Here is a 16511-nt window from a genome sequence, read left to right as displayed (position 1 = left end):
ACTAAATAAGCTAAGGTGCTTATGCAGTATTCCCTTTATATAAAGGCAAGAGGTTAGTTAAACGGTATAGTTTAAAATAGCGAACTAAACTATTATCATTATTTACTTTGATTACATTGTTAGTTGCCAAATTTGTTAATAAATTACAATAGAATGACGCACTAACCCAATTTGCCTTTTGTAAATGTGCTTTATTGCTAATAATATTACAGAAATCTACAAACCAATTTGTAAGTAATACATTTCTCGCTATTGTCACTACTCTCACCTCCTTATATTAATTAATACATATTTCATAGTACGTTAGTTCGTTTTTTTTGTCAATATTATGATATGTGTTTTAAAATTAAATATGATTGTTCATTATGGACATATAACATTAAATATTTTGCCATATTTAACTTATTTTTTTTATTTAGCAATAAATTTTACTCACATCGTTAAAGAAATGTGATAATATAAAATCATGAATTTATAATACTTTTTTCATTTCACTATAAATGTCTTAATAATATTTAAAATTTTTATTTTTTTAAATCGATAATAAGTTGTATTGAAGATATATATAAATAGTCACCTAAGAATAATCATCTATGGATATAAATAATTTTGCAATAAGTGCAAAATAAAAAATTATGGAAGGAATGTACAAAGGTGATGGTATCGTTTTTAAGGGGTATAAATGTTGGAGTTAATAACAAAATTAAGATGAGTGAAATTGTAAGTATTTACACTAAACTTGGCTATTTTAAAATAGCCACCTATTTAAACACTGGCAACATTGTTTTTATAGGAACTCGTAAAAGAAACACCAATTTAATAGAAAAAGAAATTCAAAACATGATTAAACATAACAAGGGGCTTAATATAGAGGTTATTATAAGAACAAAAAGAGAGTTGCAAGCTATAGTAGATAAATTTCCTTTTGAGACAGAAAACAATAAAAATCTATATGTAACTTTGTTAAAAACTGCAAGCAAAGTAGATTTTACAGAGCAGATAAATAGTAGTTTAAAAGAGTTTGATTTGTGCAGGATTAACGAAAAAGAAATATACTTATACTTACCAGATGGCTATAGTAAAAGCAAAGTCAATAATGCCTTTATTGAGAAAAAAGCTAATGTGGTATCAACAACAAGAAATCTAAAAACAATAAAAAAAGTGTTAGAAATGATGAGTTAAGACTTAACTATAGAACTGTTAACAGTTCTTTTTTTATGGGCTTTAGCTAGGTTATCATCAGATAGGGCAGAAAAAATTAAAGTTTATTAGCTAGCATAGGGTATAAATACTAGGAAAACTAAGTGAGCAAACCACGTAGTTAACTTGTCAAACACTGTAGTCGAAGCTAAAAGCGAGTATATTACAGAGCTGAATACTAGCTTTAAATTATACTAATGTTCAGCCCCTTATTAAGATCTTACATAGGGCCAGCTTTTTTATGGCCTTTTTTTGCTTTACCTTTTATCTCTGGAACTGGTTCAAAATCATTTTTATCATGATTCATTTTTTTATTACTTTCAGTACCATGTGAATCACTAGGATTAGGTCTTTTCATTCCTTGTTTTGCCATAACAACACCTCATTAAAAATTTTTTACTATTATGCCCAGTTAATATTGATTAATGCACGTTTGTTCAATTAGCAGAGCTTATTTAACGAACATAAATAATACATACATGTTATTGTACTTTATAGTTTACTTTATTTACTATATAATGTGTTTGTGTTACAAATAAAATACTATCAAAAGGAGGCCAAAAAAATGATTAACATTGATTTAAATGAACATAAATTAAATACTAAGATTTTAAATGGCCTACACTATTATTTTGCTATTATTAAGTTAGTAACTCATTAGTTTACTTATAAAAATAATAAAAGCTGTAGCCATATTAAGGCTACAGCTTTTTACTTAGAAAGTTGTTTAAAAAGAGAATATGTAAAATCATAACTCTTTATACATACAGAGGAGGATCATAATGAACGAAGTTAAAATTGTACACTATGAACCAAAGTATGCTGCATCATTGGCTCATATGTGGAATAAAAGCGGTCAAAATTGGGGTGGAGATAGCACTATTCGAACTGCAGAAAGTGTAAAAGAGGCAGAAGAAAGATACAGTAATATTTATACCTTTTTAGCAGTAGCTGGTGAAGAGGTTGTTGGTTATTGTAGTTTTTCTAATTACAAAGAAGATGAAGGGGCCTCATATATTCCCCTTTTAAATGTAAGACCCGACTATTTAGGCAAAAAGGTAGGTAAGATGTTGGTTCTTAAATGTGTTGAAATGGCCTTAAAATGTGAGTGGCCCAGGCTCGACTTATATACCTGGACTGGTAATAATAAAGCAGTTCCTCTCTATAAAAAATGTGGATTTTTTTGGGAGGAAGAAGATGCATATACACATTTAATGAATTTTTTGCCTTATGTAATGGATACCGAGGCTGTTAAAGAGTACTTTAAAGAGATAGATTGGTATCAAGATAATAAGCGCAAAATTGAAATTAAGAGCGATGGAAACGTTGAAGGTCAGTTTGATTTTTACGAATATAATTGGCAAAAAAATGACTTAGTTTTAAATATGGAATTTGAGCGACGTGGCCGTGGCTTAACCTGTATAGAAACAAATGATTATTTAATAAAAACTAGGCTAGAAAAACAAAAGTTAATTTGTGGTTCAAGTTATAAAATAAAGTATGAGTTAACTAATAAAAGTGGCAAACCTTTACAAGTTAGTATTGAAGGTCAAAATGATAAAAATATTAAGTTTAACTTTAATTATAGTAACGATATAAACAATACTGAAATAGTTTACGGGCAGTTTTTTGTAGAAGATATAAAAGAGAAACAGGCTAAAATAAAAACTCATCCCTGTGTTAGCTCTTTAATTAAAATAAATGGTAAAAAATCATTGTTTAAAATTGGTGTTAATGCAATTCAACCTATTAAGATTGATATTGCTAATGATAATGAATATAAACAGCTTAATGCAGATAGTATTTGTTATATTAATATCGAAAATAATTTTGAACAGAATATTAAGCTTAATTTTGAGCTAATCAATAATGATTTGGTAGAGTTTAAAAATAAAAATATTGCTTTAGAGTTAGAGCCTAAACAAAAACACCATTTAGCAATACCCTGTATTATTAAGTCTTATGGATTTTACAGTGAGCAGTTACAGGTAAAAATAGCTGTAAATAATAATCTTGTAGAGCATGTTACTAATTTAAAAACTACTTTTAGAGGTTATTATGGCATGTTTCATGGTGAAACAGAAGAAGCATATTATCTTTACAATGGTCCATATGTTGTTAAATTCATTAAAGAATCTAACTACACAGAGTTTTATAAACTAGGTATGGATGAAGAGGAGGTTATTGATACAAGTATACCTCAGTTTGGAAAACCTTATTACAGTGAGTTTAAAAATAAAAAACCCAATGAAGTTAAATATGTTGAAAAAAGTAATAGTGAGTGTTTAATTTTAAAATTTAATTCAGAAAAATTACCAAATATAGCTTTAAACTATATCCTTGAGCTTTTTTCAGGTGGAATAATAAAAATTTACTATGAAGTTGAAAACAACTCAGACAAAAATGTGAAGGATTTATTTGTATGTCAGGATAGTTACCTGTTATTAAATAATGGTTATTTGCCTTATGAACAAGGCATTATTATAAGTGAATGTGCAGATGGTGTTGATGTAGGTAATTGGGATGCCAAAAAATTAAGCGAAAACTGGTTATTTAGTGATTTTAGAAATACTAAAGGCATAGCGTGGCACCCAAGTTTAGAGGCTATTTTTAGAGGGGTCTCTACTATGATAGAGAGTAAAATAAATAATATACAGGCACATAAATCGGTCTTTACTAAGCCTATCATACTTACCATAGATACCTTTAAAAATTGGCAGGAGTTTAGAAATTATTTGGGTTATACTAAAAAATTAAATTCAGTTGCTAGCCAAAATAGCTTAATAAGTAGTATTAATAATAATAATCCATTTATAAAAGATCAATTTGAGTTATTAATCTATGAAAATAAACGACAAGAGATTAAAGGTAGTATAGAAGTCGAATCTTTTAATAACTCAATAACTATAGCAAAAACAAATCTATGTATCCAAAATAGAAAAGCTGTAAAATCTGCTTTACTTAATGCTAGGCCAGAGATAGATATTGTTAAACTCAATATTGAGCTAAATACCCAAAATCTTAAGAGGGAAAAAGCAATATTCTTTGTAGATTCAAAAGCGATAAAATCTAAGCAGTTTACAGAAAAGGGCAAAAGTATTTATGAAGTAAATAACGGTATTATAAGCCTAAAAGCTGCACCTAATTTTTCGCCAGGAATATATTCTATGCAGTATAAGGGTAGCGAATGGTTAAATAGTAGTTTTCCCGAGCCATCAATAAAAGCTTGGTGGAATTGTTATACAGGTGGAATGTTTACAATGTTAGATGAATTCAGCTTTGCTTCACTAAATAAAGAAGAAAAACAAGCCCAATTTGTTAGAATTGAAGATAATTTAGGTAATGTATGGTCTGGTATTAAAACAAGCCTTATTGTGACTAAACACGAAAAATATAAAGGAATAACAGTTAACGAGTATTATTTATTACTAAATGGTGTTCCTGTGGTAGCTAATTTTGCTGTAGTTTCGCAAACAAAGGGTAGTTTTAAACAAAATTTAAGTTTACAATTGTATTCTTTTATTGAACAAACAACTGATCGCACCCAAAATTGGATTAAGAGATGTGAAGGCAGTGAAGATGTTGTATTTCAATATGGTGAGAGAGAGTTTGAAATAGTAGCTAAAGATATAACTATTCATGGCTCAAAAACAGTAGATTATACTTTAACCAGATTGTTGAATGATGGAAAACATGTTTCTTTCTATACTAAAAACACTTATTATGCTTATGATGTTGTTGATATTAGTTTAGCAAGTAATAGTCCTGTGATTATTATTCCTCAGTTTGGCATTTTTAGTAAAGAAAGCCTATCAAAAGAAATGTTGAAGGATTTAAAACAAGTGAGATTTAAACTAACTAACTAAGTTATAAATTATGATTTTAGAATATTTAATGAAAGTGTTGCTTTAGTAATATTTGTTACACTTTCATTAAATTATAATTAATTCTTTATTATTATTGCTAAATAATGTATAATCATATTATGTTTTATTATGGTATGCAAATAATAAGCAAATTTAGAAAGAGGAGGTCATGATAATGATAAAAGCAAATACAGGTGTAAAAGATAGTGAAGTTTTATTTCATGACCTACAGTTTAATTTATAGTTTTTAAAATTTTAGACTGTAGCTATTATAACTACAGCTTTTTATTTCATAATATGTGTTCAAGGTAGCAAACTTTAAAATCTTGATTAACTATATTTATTTAAGTTGTGGTTATACTACAACTTTTATTATTTTAAAGGTTGATTTACATAATGGGTTTTAGGAGGAGAACATGAACGATATTAAAATTGTTGAATTTGACTATAAATACGCAGAGTCACTAGCTGATATGTGGTCCAAAAGTGGCGATAGCTGGGGCGGAGAGAGTGTTATTCACACTGCTGAAAGTGTTATGGAAGAGGAAAAAAATGCTGGCAATATCCATTCTTTTTTAGCCTTACATAATAATGATGTTGTTGGTTACTGTAGTTTTTCAAACTACAAAGAAGATGAAGGAGCCTCGTACATACCGCTACTAAATGTAAGACCCGATTACCATGGTAAAGGGGTTGGTAAAAAGTTAGTATTAACATGTGTAGCTGCTGCTATAAATTCAAAATGGCCAAGGTTAGATTTATACACTTGGCAAGGTAATGAAAAGGCTGTTCCTTTGTATAAAAAGTGTGGTTTCTTTTGGGAAAAATATGATGAATATACTCATTTAATGAATTTTTTACCTTACGTTAAAAAAACTGAAGCAGTAGCGCAGTATTTTAATACGATAGATTGGTATAAAGATAGTACCCGTGAAATTAAGGTTGAGAGTGATGGCAATATTGAAGGGGACTTTCATTTTTATAAGTATAGCTGGCAAAAAAATGATTTAATGTTGAGTATGGAATTTGAGCGTAAAGGTAGAGGTCTCACCTGTATTGAAACCAATGATTATCTGGTAAAAGTGAGACTAGCTGAGCAAAAATTGGTTTTTGGTAAAGAGTATGATATTACATATGAATTAGTAAATAAGAGTGGCAAACCTTTAAATATTAAAATTAAAGGTGTAGATAATAAAAATATTAAATACAGTGCTGATTTAAGTTTTAGTATAAAAAATAAGCAGCAGGTAGTAAGCAAGTTTTTTATAGAGCCTATTAAACATGTACAACAAGCATTAAAAACTCACCCTTGTGTTACATCTATCATAAACATTAATGGCAAAGAGTCAGTATTTAAAATAGGTGTTAATCCAAAAAGGCCTATAGAAATTGAGGTTGCTAATGCTAACCAAGTTAAGCAGTTAAATAAGGAAAATAAATGTTATATTAACCTAGAAAATAACTTTAATGAAGATATAGAAATCAACTTTAGTTTAAAAGACACAGATAACGTTAGTTTTATAAATGCCCAACAGGTTGTAAAGTTAAATGCTAAGCAAAAAAAATCCTTATTGGTTAATTGTATTGTTAAAAAATATAGTTTTTATAATGAAGATTTTGAAGTAAACATAAAAACTCAAGATAATAATATTAACTACTTAGCAAACTGTAAAACAGTTTTTAGAGGATACTCTGGGGTGTTTCATGGAGAGTCGGATAAAGCCTATGAGCTATATAACGGTGCTTTTTGTGCCAGATTAATGAAAGCAAATAATGCTACCAATATTTCTAAACTTGCTACTAACTCTACTTATGAACTAAGCGCAGCAATACCAAGGCTTGGTAAACCCTATTACAATGAGTTTAAAAGTAAAAAACCTATTAAAGTAGAGTTCATTACTAAAAGTACTAGTGAGATTATTAAAGCAACATTTAAATCAGAGAAATTTGCAAATGTAATTATGCATTATTATATAGAACTCTTTCAAGATGGTATTATTAAGCTATATTGTGATTTAGAAAATAAGAGTAGTATTAAAGATCTTTATGTTACTCAAGACTGTAAATTCTTATTAATTGACGCGTATTTACCTTATAATGGAGAAGTTATTAATAGTAAAAACTTTGAGGGAATACTTCTTAAACAATGGGACATTAACAAATTTAGCGAAAACTGGGTTTTTAATAACACAAAAGTTAAAGCTGGTTTGAGCTGGCATGATAGCTGTAATGTGTCCTTTGATAATATAGTTGTTATGATAGAAAGTAAAGTAAATAGCTCATATACAACAAGAACTAAGCCCATAATCTATACTATGGATAGCTTTAACTCATGGCAGCAATTTAGAAGTTATTTAGGTTATGAAAATCCCCTAAGCTCTAGCGACGTTAGTGATTCATTTATGTGTAAAATAAATAACAATAATCCATTTATAACTGATAAAATTATATTAGAGTGTGAGCAGCATAAAAAACTAGCTATAGAAGGTAAGCTAAGTGTAAGCAGTAAGTATAATTGCTTTACACAGAGCAATAGCTGCACAGAGTTTAAATTTAATAATAACAAGGCTGTAGTTAATAAGTCTATTGTGAAAAAGCCTGAATTAGATATATTAAGTTTAGACTTTAGTTTAAACTTTAAAAAAATGCAACAAGAAAAACTACTATTTTTTAAAAACAATACTCCAGTAAAACAATTAAAACACAACAAAGGAGATAATACAGTTTATGAGGTAAGTAATGAGCATATAGTAATAAAGTCTTCTCCTGAATATGCACCTGGTATTTACTCTATAATTTATAAAGGCAAAGAGTGGTTTAATAATAGTTTTCCAACTCCAAGTATTAAAGGATGGTGGAACTATTGGACTGGTGGAACATCCATGCTTCCTGGTAATATAAGTTATGCCTCTGTTCATAACGAGCAAAAATCTGCAGGCTTTATTGAAGTAACAGATATTTTTGGAAATGTATGGAGTGGAGTTAAAACCTGCTTAGAAATAACTGAACATGATAAGTATAAAGGACTAACAATAACCGAGTATTATCTTCTTTTGTCAGGCATTCCAATTGTGTGTTCATTTGCAGTAATAAATCAAAACGCTGGAAAATATTTTAGTAAGTTAAATATGGTGCAAAAGAGCTTCATTCAGCAAGCAGACATAGCTAATAACAGCATTATTTATACAGATAATGGCCAAAAAGCTGAGTTTAGTTGTGGTAACTTACAGTATGAAATTCAATTAAAAAACATATTGCAGTTTAAATCAAAAACAACAGATTATAGTTTATATAGGGTTATAAATACTGAAGACCTACATTGGTTTAGTAATACAAATCTTGTATCTTATAGTACCAATTATAGTAGTCATAGTGTTAATGATGGTGAAACATTTACTACCAAACCGCAATTTATGCTCTTTAGTAAAGAAAATCTTACAGAAGATATGCTTAATGATTTAAATAAGTTAAAATTTAAGATATGATTTAAGTAGTTTACAACTCGGAGGAACCTAAATGAAAATAATAGATGCCCATATTCACTTTTCTAATATCCAATCGTTTAAAGATACAGCTAAAGCAATCTCTATAGTTGATTATTCATATGAAGGCTTTAGCGAATCTTTTGCAAAAAACAAGGTAGTTGCTAGTATTGGTATGGGTATTCAAGAGAAAAGTGCAGGGGCCTTTCCTGACAATAAATGTCGCAACCCAATGATACTTGATTTAGCAAAAAAAACACCTAATAACTTATTTTGCTGTTTAGGAATTAACCCCACTAAGCTACTAGGTTTACATGCTAATGATGAGCTTGAAAATATAGAAAAGTATTTAAAATATGATAACTTTGTAGGAATAAAAATATATGCTGGTTATTATCATTTTCATGTTTTTGATAAGGTATATGAGCCAATATATGATTTAGCTGCTAGTTATAAGGTTCCTGTTGTTATTCACTCTGGAGATACCTATAGTGAGCGAGGTTTACTAAAATATTCTCATCCTTTAAATGTAGATGAACTGGCCGTAACTCATAGAGATGTTAATTTTGTAATAGCTCATATGGGTTGTCCGTGGACTATGGATTGTGCTGAAGTTGTTAGTAAAAATAGTAATGTTTACGCAGATTTATCCGGCTTAATTATTGGAGATAACGAAGCTGTATCTTATATGGGTGGTCAAAAATTATATCAAGATCACTTTAAAAAAGCCTTAATTTATGCAGAAAACTATGAAAAGTTTTTATTTGGCTCGGATTGGCCTTTAGTTGATTTAGCATCTTATATTAACTTTGTAAAGCAGATTGTTCCTAATGAACATCATAAAAATGTCTTTTACAATAATGCTAAAGAGCTCTTTAAACTAAGTATTTAATAATAAAATTAATATTAAAAACCACATAAACTAGCCATAGTTTATGTGGTTTTTAAGTTTGTAAACTTTGTTTTTTTTGATAAGCATGATATATTTAAATTATTAGCAGATGAATATGAAACGGGGGAGAGATTTGGAGAACGAGATAAGAGCTAGAAATCAAATACAAAAAATTGCCGAAAATTTAACTTCTACCTGGTTTGTGAAGAATGAGATTAATATTTTACCTAAATTAATTCATGATAAAGAAGATGTACTATATTTTACTAGTGGTCGTTTAGAAGATAAAAAAGCAGACTCTGCAATTATTGCTTTAACCAATAAGAGAATAATATTTTACGATGATATGCCGTTTACCGTTTCGCAGGAATATGATATAGCGCTAACAGAGATTAATAAAGTTCATTGGCAAGTAGACTCAGTAAATACCAAAATAATTATTGAATATGATAACGGAGTAGAGAAGGTTAATAATGTAATTAAAGACGAAGCAGAGACATTTTGCAGATTAGCTAGTAAAGTGGTAACTGAGAGTTTAGAAAAGCCAGTGGTTAAAGAAAACCAAAATAAAAAAACTCTAAGTAAGAAAAGCAATACTGATTTTATAAAAATAGAACAACGTTATATTAGAAAACACTCAGTTATTGAGGTTGAAATAGTAAATGATTTTTCTTTAATGATTACAACCAGCAAAGTATTTAATGGAACTAGTTTTCAGGTTTTAAAACACTTTTGCAATAAACAAGATATGATTAGTTTTTTAGAAGAACTAGAGATTTATTAAGTAAATAAAGTGGCTGAGGCATTTGCAATAATAGCTAATGTAACAGCCTTTTTTAATTAAGTACCTTATACTAAAGCTTTTATGAACTTGTGAATTTGGTAATTTTTAATGCAAAAAAAATTATTGTTACAATAAAAATTATAACTCTACGATTAGTTTACCTGGCTAGTAAACAGTAAGATTATTGATTAATAACACAAACAATACTATTATTAGCATATACAAAACAGATGAAGGAAACAAATTACTATGAACAGTGCCAAAACAGGAACATTTATATCAACCTTAAGAAAACAAAAATCTTTAACTCAAAAACAATTAGCAGAGCAACTTGGTATTACCGATAAAGCTATTTCAAAATGGGAGAGAGGTTTGGGTTACCCAGATATTGAAACAGTTTTGCCATTGGCTAAAGCTTTAGGGGTAACAGCCAATGAGATACTCATGGGTGAAAAAGTTGAAACAGAAAAGGTAAACATAAGAAAACTAAGGATTTTGCAAAAAAGCTCACTATCGCCCTATCTTCTATATTTATGTTAACTATAGTTATTTGTGGTATTTGTGATATGGCTATTAATGATAAGCTAAGTTGGTCTTATTATGTAATAGGGGGTTTAGTAGTAGCCTGGTTTACCTTAATGCCTCTTATAAATTTAAAAAGGAATAAGTGGCTAGTAACCTTAATAGGTTTAGCTATTACAAGTATTCCATATTTATATTTAATTGAGAGTTTAATAACAGTTAAAGGTTGGGTGTCAGCATTAGCATTACCATTGGCAATTATAACTATAGCATATTCATTTATTGTAATATGTATTTTGAGCTACTCAAAGTTTAATAAGTGGTATTTATCTTCTTTTTCTGTATTACTTTTAATACCATATTCAATTATTGGAAATACACTAATAGAGAGATATGTTGGTCGTAATATTTACTATTTGCATAATATCATTGCTTTAATTTTTATTTCAGTAATCCTAAGTTATATTGGCTACCATAAAAGTAGAAAGAAACAATAAACAGTGTAACCGCAAAGAGTGCTAAGAACAAGTATCTTTTATTGATTTATATAAAAGAGTTATTCAGTTTTTAACTAAAGAATAAATTTGTGAACTTTGCATACTTTGCGGTAGAACTATTTTTTAGTTATTTAATTTTTACAAACTTTCTTAAAAATCGGTAGTATATTAACTTAATTTTCCTCTTGAGCAATAACAACTTGAACTCCAAGCTCTTCAATTTTAATAATTTCTTCCTCTAAGGATTCACTATCTGTTATAACCATATTAATGTCTTTTATATCAGCAATTTTAACAAAAGATTCAATTCCAAACTTAACATTAGGAACAGGACAAATAACTTGTTTAGCGATATCTATTACCGCTTTTTGTAGCTTGGCGGTTTCAAATGTAGTAGTGCTAATGCCAAAATTAGCTGAAATAAATGGACCAGAAATAAAGGCTTTATCAATACGAACATTTCGTATAAAATCAATAACTAATGGGTCATTCATGCTACCACGACCTCTTACTTTTCCGCAGGTTATAAATACCTCAATATTTTCAAAGCCTTTAAGCTCATCTGCTGTTATAACTGAATTAGTAATTACAGTATAGCTAATATCTTTTGGTAAATACTTTATCATTAAATAATCAATACTAGTGCCAGCCAAATAAATAGTATCATTTTCATTAATGAATAAACAAGCCTGTTTAGCAATAACATCGTAATAGGGATTTACTTCTTTTATATCTCTTACATTATAGTTTCTGGTATGCTTTGCTCTTAGTTTATTAGGACAAATAGCACCACCTCTAGTCCTCTTTAATAATCCATTATTTTCCAAAATAATAAGATCTCTTCGTATGGTGTCTACCGAAACCTTTAATAATTGGGCAAGTTCAACGACTACCACCTTTTTGTGTTTAGCTAGTTGCTCGAGTATTAATTGCTGACGCTCTTCTATAAACATAAAACAACCTCCTAAGTAATTATCACCTTAATTATATGCATTAAAATGCATCAAGTCAATATAATAATGCAATAAAAAGCATTAATTAGTTAGATTAATGCTTTTTATTAAGTTTGTTTGCGTAAAAATGCGATGTTTTTAAAGCTAGTTTTTTCTAAGAGATTATTTAATTAGCTTATAAAGCTAATTATTAGTCTCTTTTTTTAACTGATGTAAAAATTTATTTAAATCCTATCTGTTAATCTTAAATTACAATATTGACATTACTATCATTATTATGTTTTAATATACATACCAAATGAATGTATGTTAGGAGCTAAGTATGCCACGAAATAAATATCCAGAGAATACTATTAATAAAATACTCGATGTATCACTTAATCTCTTTATTGAAAAAGGCTACGATAAAACAACTATTAAAGATATAGTAGATAATCTTAACGGACTAAGCAGAGGGGCTATTTATCATCACTTTAAGTCTAAAGAGGAAATAATAGATGCTGTTACTACAAGACTTTTTGAAGAGCAAAACCCTATTAATAAAATAAAGAGTGATAATAGCATAAATGGTTTACAAAAGTTAAAGCGTGTTTTTATAGCTTCGGTCTCTAATCAGCAACAAAAAAAACTATTAAAATCGTCGCCATCACTTTTAAAAAATCCTAAAATATTGGCTATGCAAATTAACAATTGCATAACTGTATATGCTCCACTAATAAATGAGATTTTGATAGAAGGTATAAACGATGGATCTATTAAAGTTAGTGACTCAAAAGAGTTATCTGAGGTTATTATGATTCTACTTAATATTTGGATTAATCCAAGCGTAGTAAACGTCACAAAGGTTGAATTTACAAATAAAATTGTGTTTATTAAAAAACTATTTGATAGCCTGGGCTTACCCGTTATTGACAGTGAAGTAATGTTAGAATTAAGGGAATTTAGAGATGCAGTTTTTGCTTAATTAAATATTAAAATAAGCTAAATGTAAATTTAGTTTTTTTAATGACTATTAACATACATTTGTTCGGTATGTAAATGAAAGGAGTACTATAATGAAAAATTATACTGAAAAAGTACTTAATAAAACCCAAGAGATAGTGGATAAATCTCATAAAATGTCTAGTAGATCTGTAGAGACCTTAACTAATCCACCCAAAAAGATAGCTGTAATTGGTTCAAGTGTGGGTGCTATACTAGGTGTTATACTTGTTTTAATGAGTGTAAAATGGTTTTATACTAAACATTCAACCTGGGCTACTTCATCCTTAATTATGGGGGTTGTTACTATAATATCTAATATTATTAATCTAAAAAAGTATAATAAGATTTAGTAACAGCATAGATAGCTTAACTATAAAGAGTTTTGATTAAGGTATATGTCAAAAATTATCCAGTAGTTGACATTAAAAATTTACGCTGTTAATATAATAAGTAGTAAGTAAAAAAGATAAGGAGAACGAAATGATTAATTTGTTTTTAGCTTAATTAATTAAATATTGCGTAATAAACATTCAATAAATTAGTGTTTACTTAACATTAGTTTTAATATTGCGTGTTTTGTACACAAATTAGCTAAGAACAATAATAACTTATTTCGTTAGTATTTATATACTACTGCTATATACTTAAATTACAATAAGCCCGTATAGGGTTTTGGTATGGTATAAATAGGCTGTAAGTTGATTAAGTTCAATTTGCAGTTTTTTTGTTGTTAAATATTAATTAGCTAAAAGTGTACCACCTATGTACCAATATTTAATTTCTGTTGAACTAAATATGGTAGGAGGCGATACAATTGAGTTTATTGTTTAAATGTATAAATATTAAAAAAAGATATGGTGATAGAGTTATCTTAAAAAACATTAATTTTGAGGTTAAGCTTGGTGAAAAAATTGCAATTGTTGGAGATAATGGGGCTGGTAAAACCACTTTAGTAAATATTTTGTTAAATAATATTCAGCCAGATGAAGGCCAAATTATATGGCATAGTCATAATTATAGTAAGGGATATTTAAAACAAGCTATTGTATATAATAATAAAGATTTTGAGCAAATCAATAAAAGTGACTCTTTAAAAAACTATCTTTATACAACAAAGCAGCTCGGTATAAATAAAGTTTATGATTTTTGTGAAAATAGGTTGAATAGTCTTAGTGGAGGAGAGCAGCGTAAGTTAGCAATAGCAAGTGTTTGGGCAAAAAAACCACAGCTATTAATATTAGATGAACCCACAAATCATTTAGATTATTTGGGTATAAATTGGCTTATAAAAGAGATTAATAACTACCAAGGTACCATAATAATAATATCACATGATCGCTATTTTATAGATCAATGTGTGAGTAAAACAATTGAAATTGAGCGTGGTACAGCACAGCTATATAAGGGAAACTATAGTTATTATCGTAAGCTAAAGCAAAAAAGATATAATGATCAATTACAAAAATTTAAAGAACAAGAGAAGCATAAACAAAGCATTAAGGAGGAAATAAACCAGCTAAGACAATGGTCTGCTAAAGCACATTCTCAATCAACAAAAAAAGATGGATTAAAAGAGTACTTTAGAGTTAAAGCAAAAAAGAAGGATAAACAGATTAAATCCAAAATAAAAAAATTACAAAAAATTAATTTAACAGGGTTAGCTAAACCAAATGCAGAACAAGCTATTAAATTTAAGATTACAAGCCATAACATTGGTGGTGAAAGGGTACTAGAGGCTCAAAATATAGCTGTAAACTATGCAAATAATATTATCTTTAGTAATAGTTCTTTTTATATTAAAAGAGCAGAAAAAATAGCCCTTTTTGGAGCCAATGGTTGTGGTAAAACTACTTTAATAAAAGCTATTTTAAAAAGTAGGAAGTTAAATCAAGGTAAACTATACCTTAGCTCTTCAGCTAAAGTAGCTTATTTAAGCCAAGATGACCTAACCTTAAATGAAAATCAAACAATTTTAGATTATTTTGAAACAAGTAACTTTAAACAGCAGGCCTTAGTACAAACTACTTTAGCAAATTTAGGATTTACTAACGAAATGGTCTATAAACAAATACAAACCCTTAGTTTAGGTGAAATAACAAGAATAAAAATAGCCAAGATGATTCTGCAAAATAATAATGTATTGATACTAGATGAACCAACTAATCATTTAGATTTGCACAGCAGAGAGATGTTAGAGAAAACACTTAAAGACTATAAAGGAACACTTATAGTTGTATCTCATGATCGTTATTTTTTAAACAAAATATGTGATAAGGTACTAGTATTTGAGAATAAAAAAATCAAGAGATATGAGTATTCTTTTGTGCAGTATATACAGCTACAAGAAAAGCAACACAAAAATGAACTTCAAAATTATGCTCATGAACAGCTTATGATTATAAAGAACAGATTAGCGATAATAGTAAGTGAATTTAATGGCTTAGAATTAAGTAGTGAAGCTTATAAGCAGCTTGATAAAGAATACTTAGAATTAACTAAGTTAAAACATCAGTTTACCAAGCTTGTAAAGCAAAAATAAAAAAATTAGTGTATCATAAAATTGTAGAGATGTATGTTTAATTGAAAAATAAAACTTTATTTGAAATAGCAGAAACAATAAGGTAGTAATTGAAAGAGTTATTTATTAAATGGCTCTTTCAATTTATAATAAACTATTTTGAATAATAATGGAAAATATGATATATTTATAAATATTAATTAATTATGTTAATATAATATAATAATTTAAATGTAAATTTAACACATAAATAAAGGAGAAAATATGAATTCTGATCAAAATATTAATATTGAGATTGTAAGTGAAGAACAACAAGAAGTCTTAAAAAATATAGTTTCATTATATTTACATGATTTATCACAATATGCAGATGATTTGCAAATAAATAAGAATGGTTTGTTTATTTATGAGGGTATTGAGTTATATTTTAAACAACCAGATTTACTGCCTTATTTTATTAAATTAGAAAATAACATAATAGGGTTTATACTAGTTAATATGGGCAGATATGTTCCAAAAGATGTTGATTTAAGTGTACATGAATTTTTTATACTAAAATCTTATAGAAGAAAAGGTTTTGGTAAACGTGCTATTCAGGTGCTATTTAAATGCCATGTTGGAACCTATAAAATTGAGCAAATTGCAAACAACTTGCCAGCTGTAAAATTTTGGAGTAATCTTTACAGTCAATTGCAAATTGAGTATACAGAAAGCCAAGAACTACTAGATGACATACCAGGTGTATCGCAGGTATTTAAAATAGGCAGTTAGTTTTATAGAATATTGGGTAAATATTTATTAAGTTATGTTGTT

Annotated in this window: 14 protein-coding genes; 11 read left to right on the top strand and 3 right to left on the bottom strand. The window is 28.2% G+C overall.

What is annotated here, in order from left to right; genetic code table 11:
• Positions 1-19: 19 nt before the first annotated feature.
• Entirely contained in the window at positions 20-259 is a 240-nt protein-coding gene (locus IMX26_RS08315; RefSeq protein WP_195161207.1) for a hypothetical protein, read from the bottom strand.
• A gap of 398 nt (positions 260-657) precedes the next feature.
• Here IMX26_RS08315 and IMX26_RS08310 point away from each other — a divergent pair, with 398 nt between their 5' ends.
• Positions 658-1182 (top strand): DUF1697 domain-containing protein, encoded by a 525-nt coding sequence (locus tag IMX26_RS08310; RefSeq protein ID WP_279324899.1) that lies wholly within the window; start codon positions 658-660, stop codon positions 1180-1182.
• Between the two features lie 238 nt (positions 1183-1420).
• Here the strand turns inward: IMX26_RS08310 and IMX26_RS08305 are convergent, their stop codons facing one another.
• A complete protein-coding gene (locus IMX26_RS08305; protein WP_195161205.1) occupies positions 1421-1573 on the bottom strand; it encodes a hypothetical protein in 153 nt (50 codons plus the stop codon).
• A gap of 409 nt (positions 1574-1982) precedes the next feature.
• Between IMX26_RS08305 and IMX26_RS08300 the strand changes: the two genes are divergently transcribed.
• From IMX26_RS08300 to IMX26_RS08275, 6 genes are all read left to right on the top strand, one after another.
• A complete protein-coding gene (locus IMX26_RS08300; protein WP_195161204.1) occupies positions 1983-5066 on the top strand; it encodes a GNAT family N-acetyltransferase in 3084 nt (1027 codons plus the stop codon).
• A gap of 416 nt (positions 5067-5482) precedes the next feature.
• A complete protein-coding gene (locus tag IMX26_RS08295; protein WP_195161203.1) occupies positions 5483-8551 on the top strand; it encodes a GNAT family N-acetyltransferase in 3069 nt (1022 codons plus the stop codon).
• A 31-nt stretch (positions 8552-8582) separates the two neighbouring features.
• Positions 8583-9440, top strand: coding sequence for a TatD family hydrolase (locus IMX26_RS08290; RefSeq protein WP_195161202.1), 858 nt, complete (start codon positions 8583-8585; stop codon positions 9438-9440).
• 115 nt (positions 9441-9555) lie between these two features.
• On the top strand, positions 9556-10224 hold the full coding sequence (locus IMX26_RS08285; protein WP_195161201.1) for a PH domain-containing protein: 669 nt from the start codon (positions 9556-9558) through the stop codon (positions 10222-10224).
• Positions 10225-10473: 249 nt separating this feature from the next.
• Positions 10474-10764, top strand: a complete 291-nt coding sequence (locus tag IMX26_RS08280) for a helix-turn-helix transcriptional regulator (protein WP_195161200.1) — start codon at positions 10474-10476, stop codon at positions 10762-10764.
• Positions 10758-11243, top strand: coding sequence for a DUF6320 domain-containing protein (locus IMX26_RS08275; RefSeq protein WP_243259330.1), 486 nt, complete (start codon positions 10758-10760; stop codon positions 11241-11243). The genes IMX26_RS08280 and IMX26_RS08275 overlap by 7 nt, the downstream gene beginning before the upstream one ends.
• Before the next feature lie 173 nt (positions 11244-11416).
• Here IMX26_RS08275 and IMX26_RS08270 read toward each other — a convergent pair whose 3' ends face one another.
• Positions 11417-12196, bottom strand: a complete 780-nt coding sequence (locus IMX26_RS08270) for a DeoR/GlpR family DNA-binding transcription regulator (protein WP_195161198.1) — start codon at positions 12194-12196, stop codon at positions 11417-11419.
• Positions 12197-12518: 322 nt separating this feature from the next.
• On the opposite strand from IMX26_RS08270, the gene IMX26_RS08265 reads away from it, so the two are divergent.
• The 4 genes from IMX26_RS08265 (at position 12519) to IMX26_RS08250 (ending at position 16469) form a co-directional block, all read left to right on the top strand.
• Positions 12519-13160, top strand: a complete 642-nt coding sequence (locus tag IMX26_RS08265) for a TetR/AcrR family transcriptional regulator (RefSeq protein WP_195161197.1) — start codon at positions 12519-12521, stop codon at positions 13158-13160.
• A 91-nt stretch (positions 13161-13251) separates the two neighbouring features.
• Positions 13252-13530, top strand: coding sequence for a hypothetical protein (locus IMX26_RS08260; RefSeq protein ID WP_195161196.1), 279 nt, complete (start codon positions 13252-13254; stop codon positions 13528-13530).
• A gap of 464 nt (positions 13531-13994) precedes the next feature.
• Positions 13995-15719: a ribosomal protection-like ABC-F family protein gene (gene abc-f / locus IMX26_RS08255; RefSeq protein WP_195161195.1), complete on the top strand. Its 1725-nt coding sequence runs from the start codon at positions 13995-13997 to the stop codon at positions 15717-15719.
• Positions 15720-15962: 243 nt separating this feature from the next.
• Positions 15963-16469: a GNAT family N-acetyltransferase gene (locus IMX26_RS08250; protein ID WP_195161194.1), complete on the top strand. Its 507-nt coding sequence runs from the start codon at positions 15963-15965 to the stop codon at positions 16467-16469.
• Positions 16470-16511: the final 42 nt, after the last annotated feature.

Source organism: Clostridium sp. 'deep sea', from assembly GCF_014931565.1.
Lineage (GTDB): Bacteria > Bacillota > UBA994 > PWPR01 > PWPR01.
The sequence above is the reverse complement of the archived record's forward strand: the minus strand, read 5'-3'. Positions and strand labels throughout refer to the sequence as shown.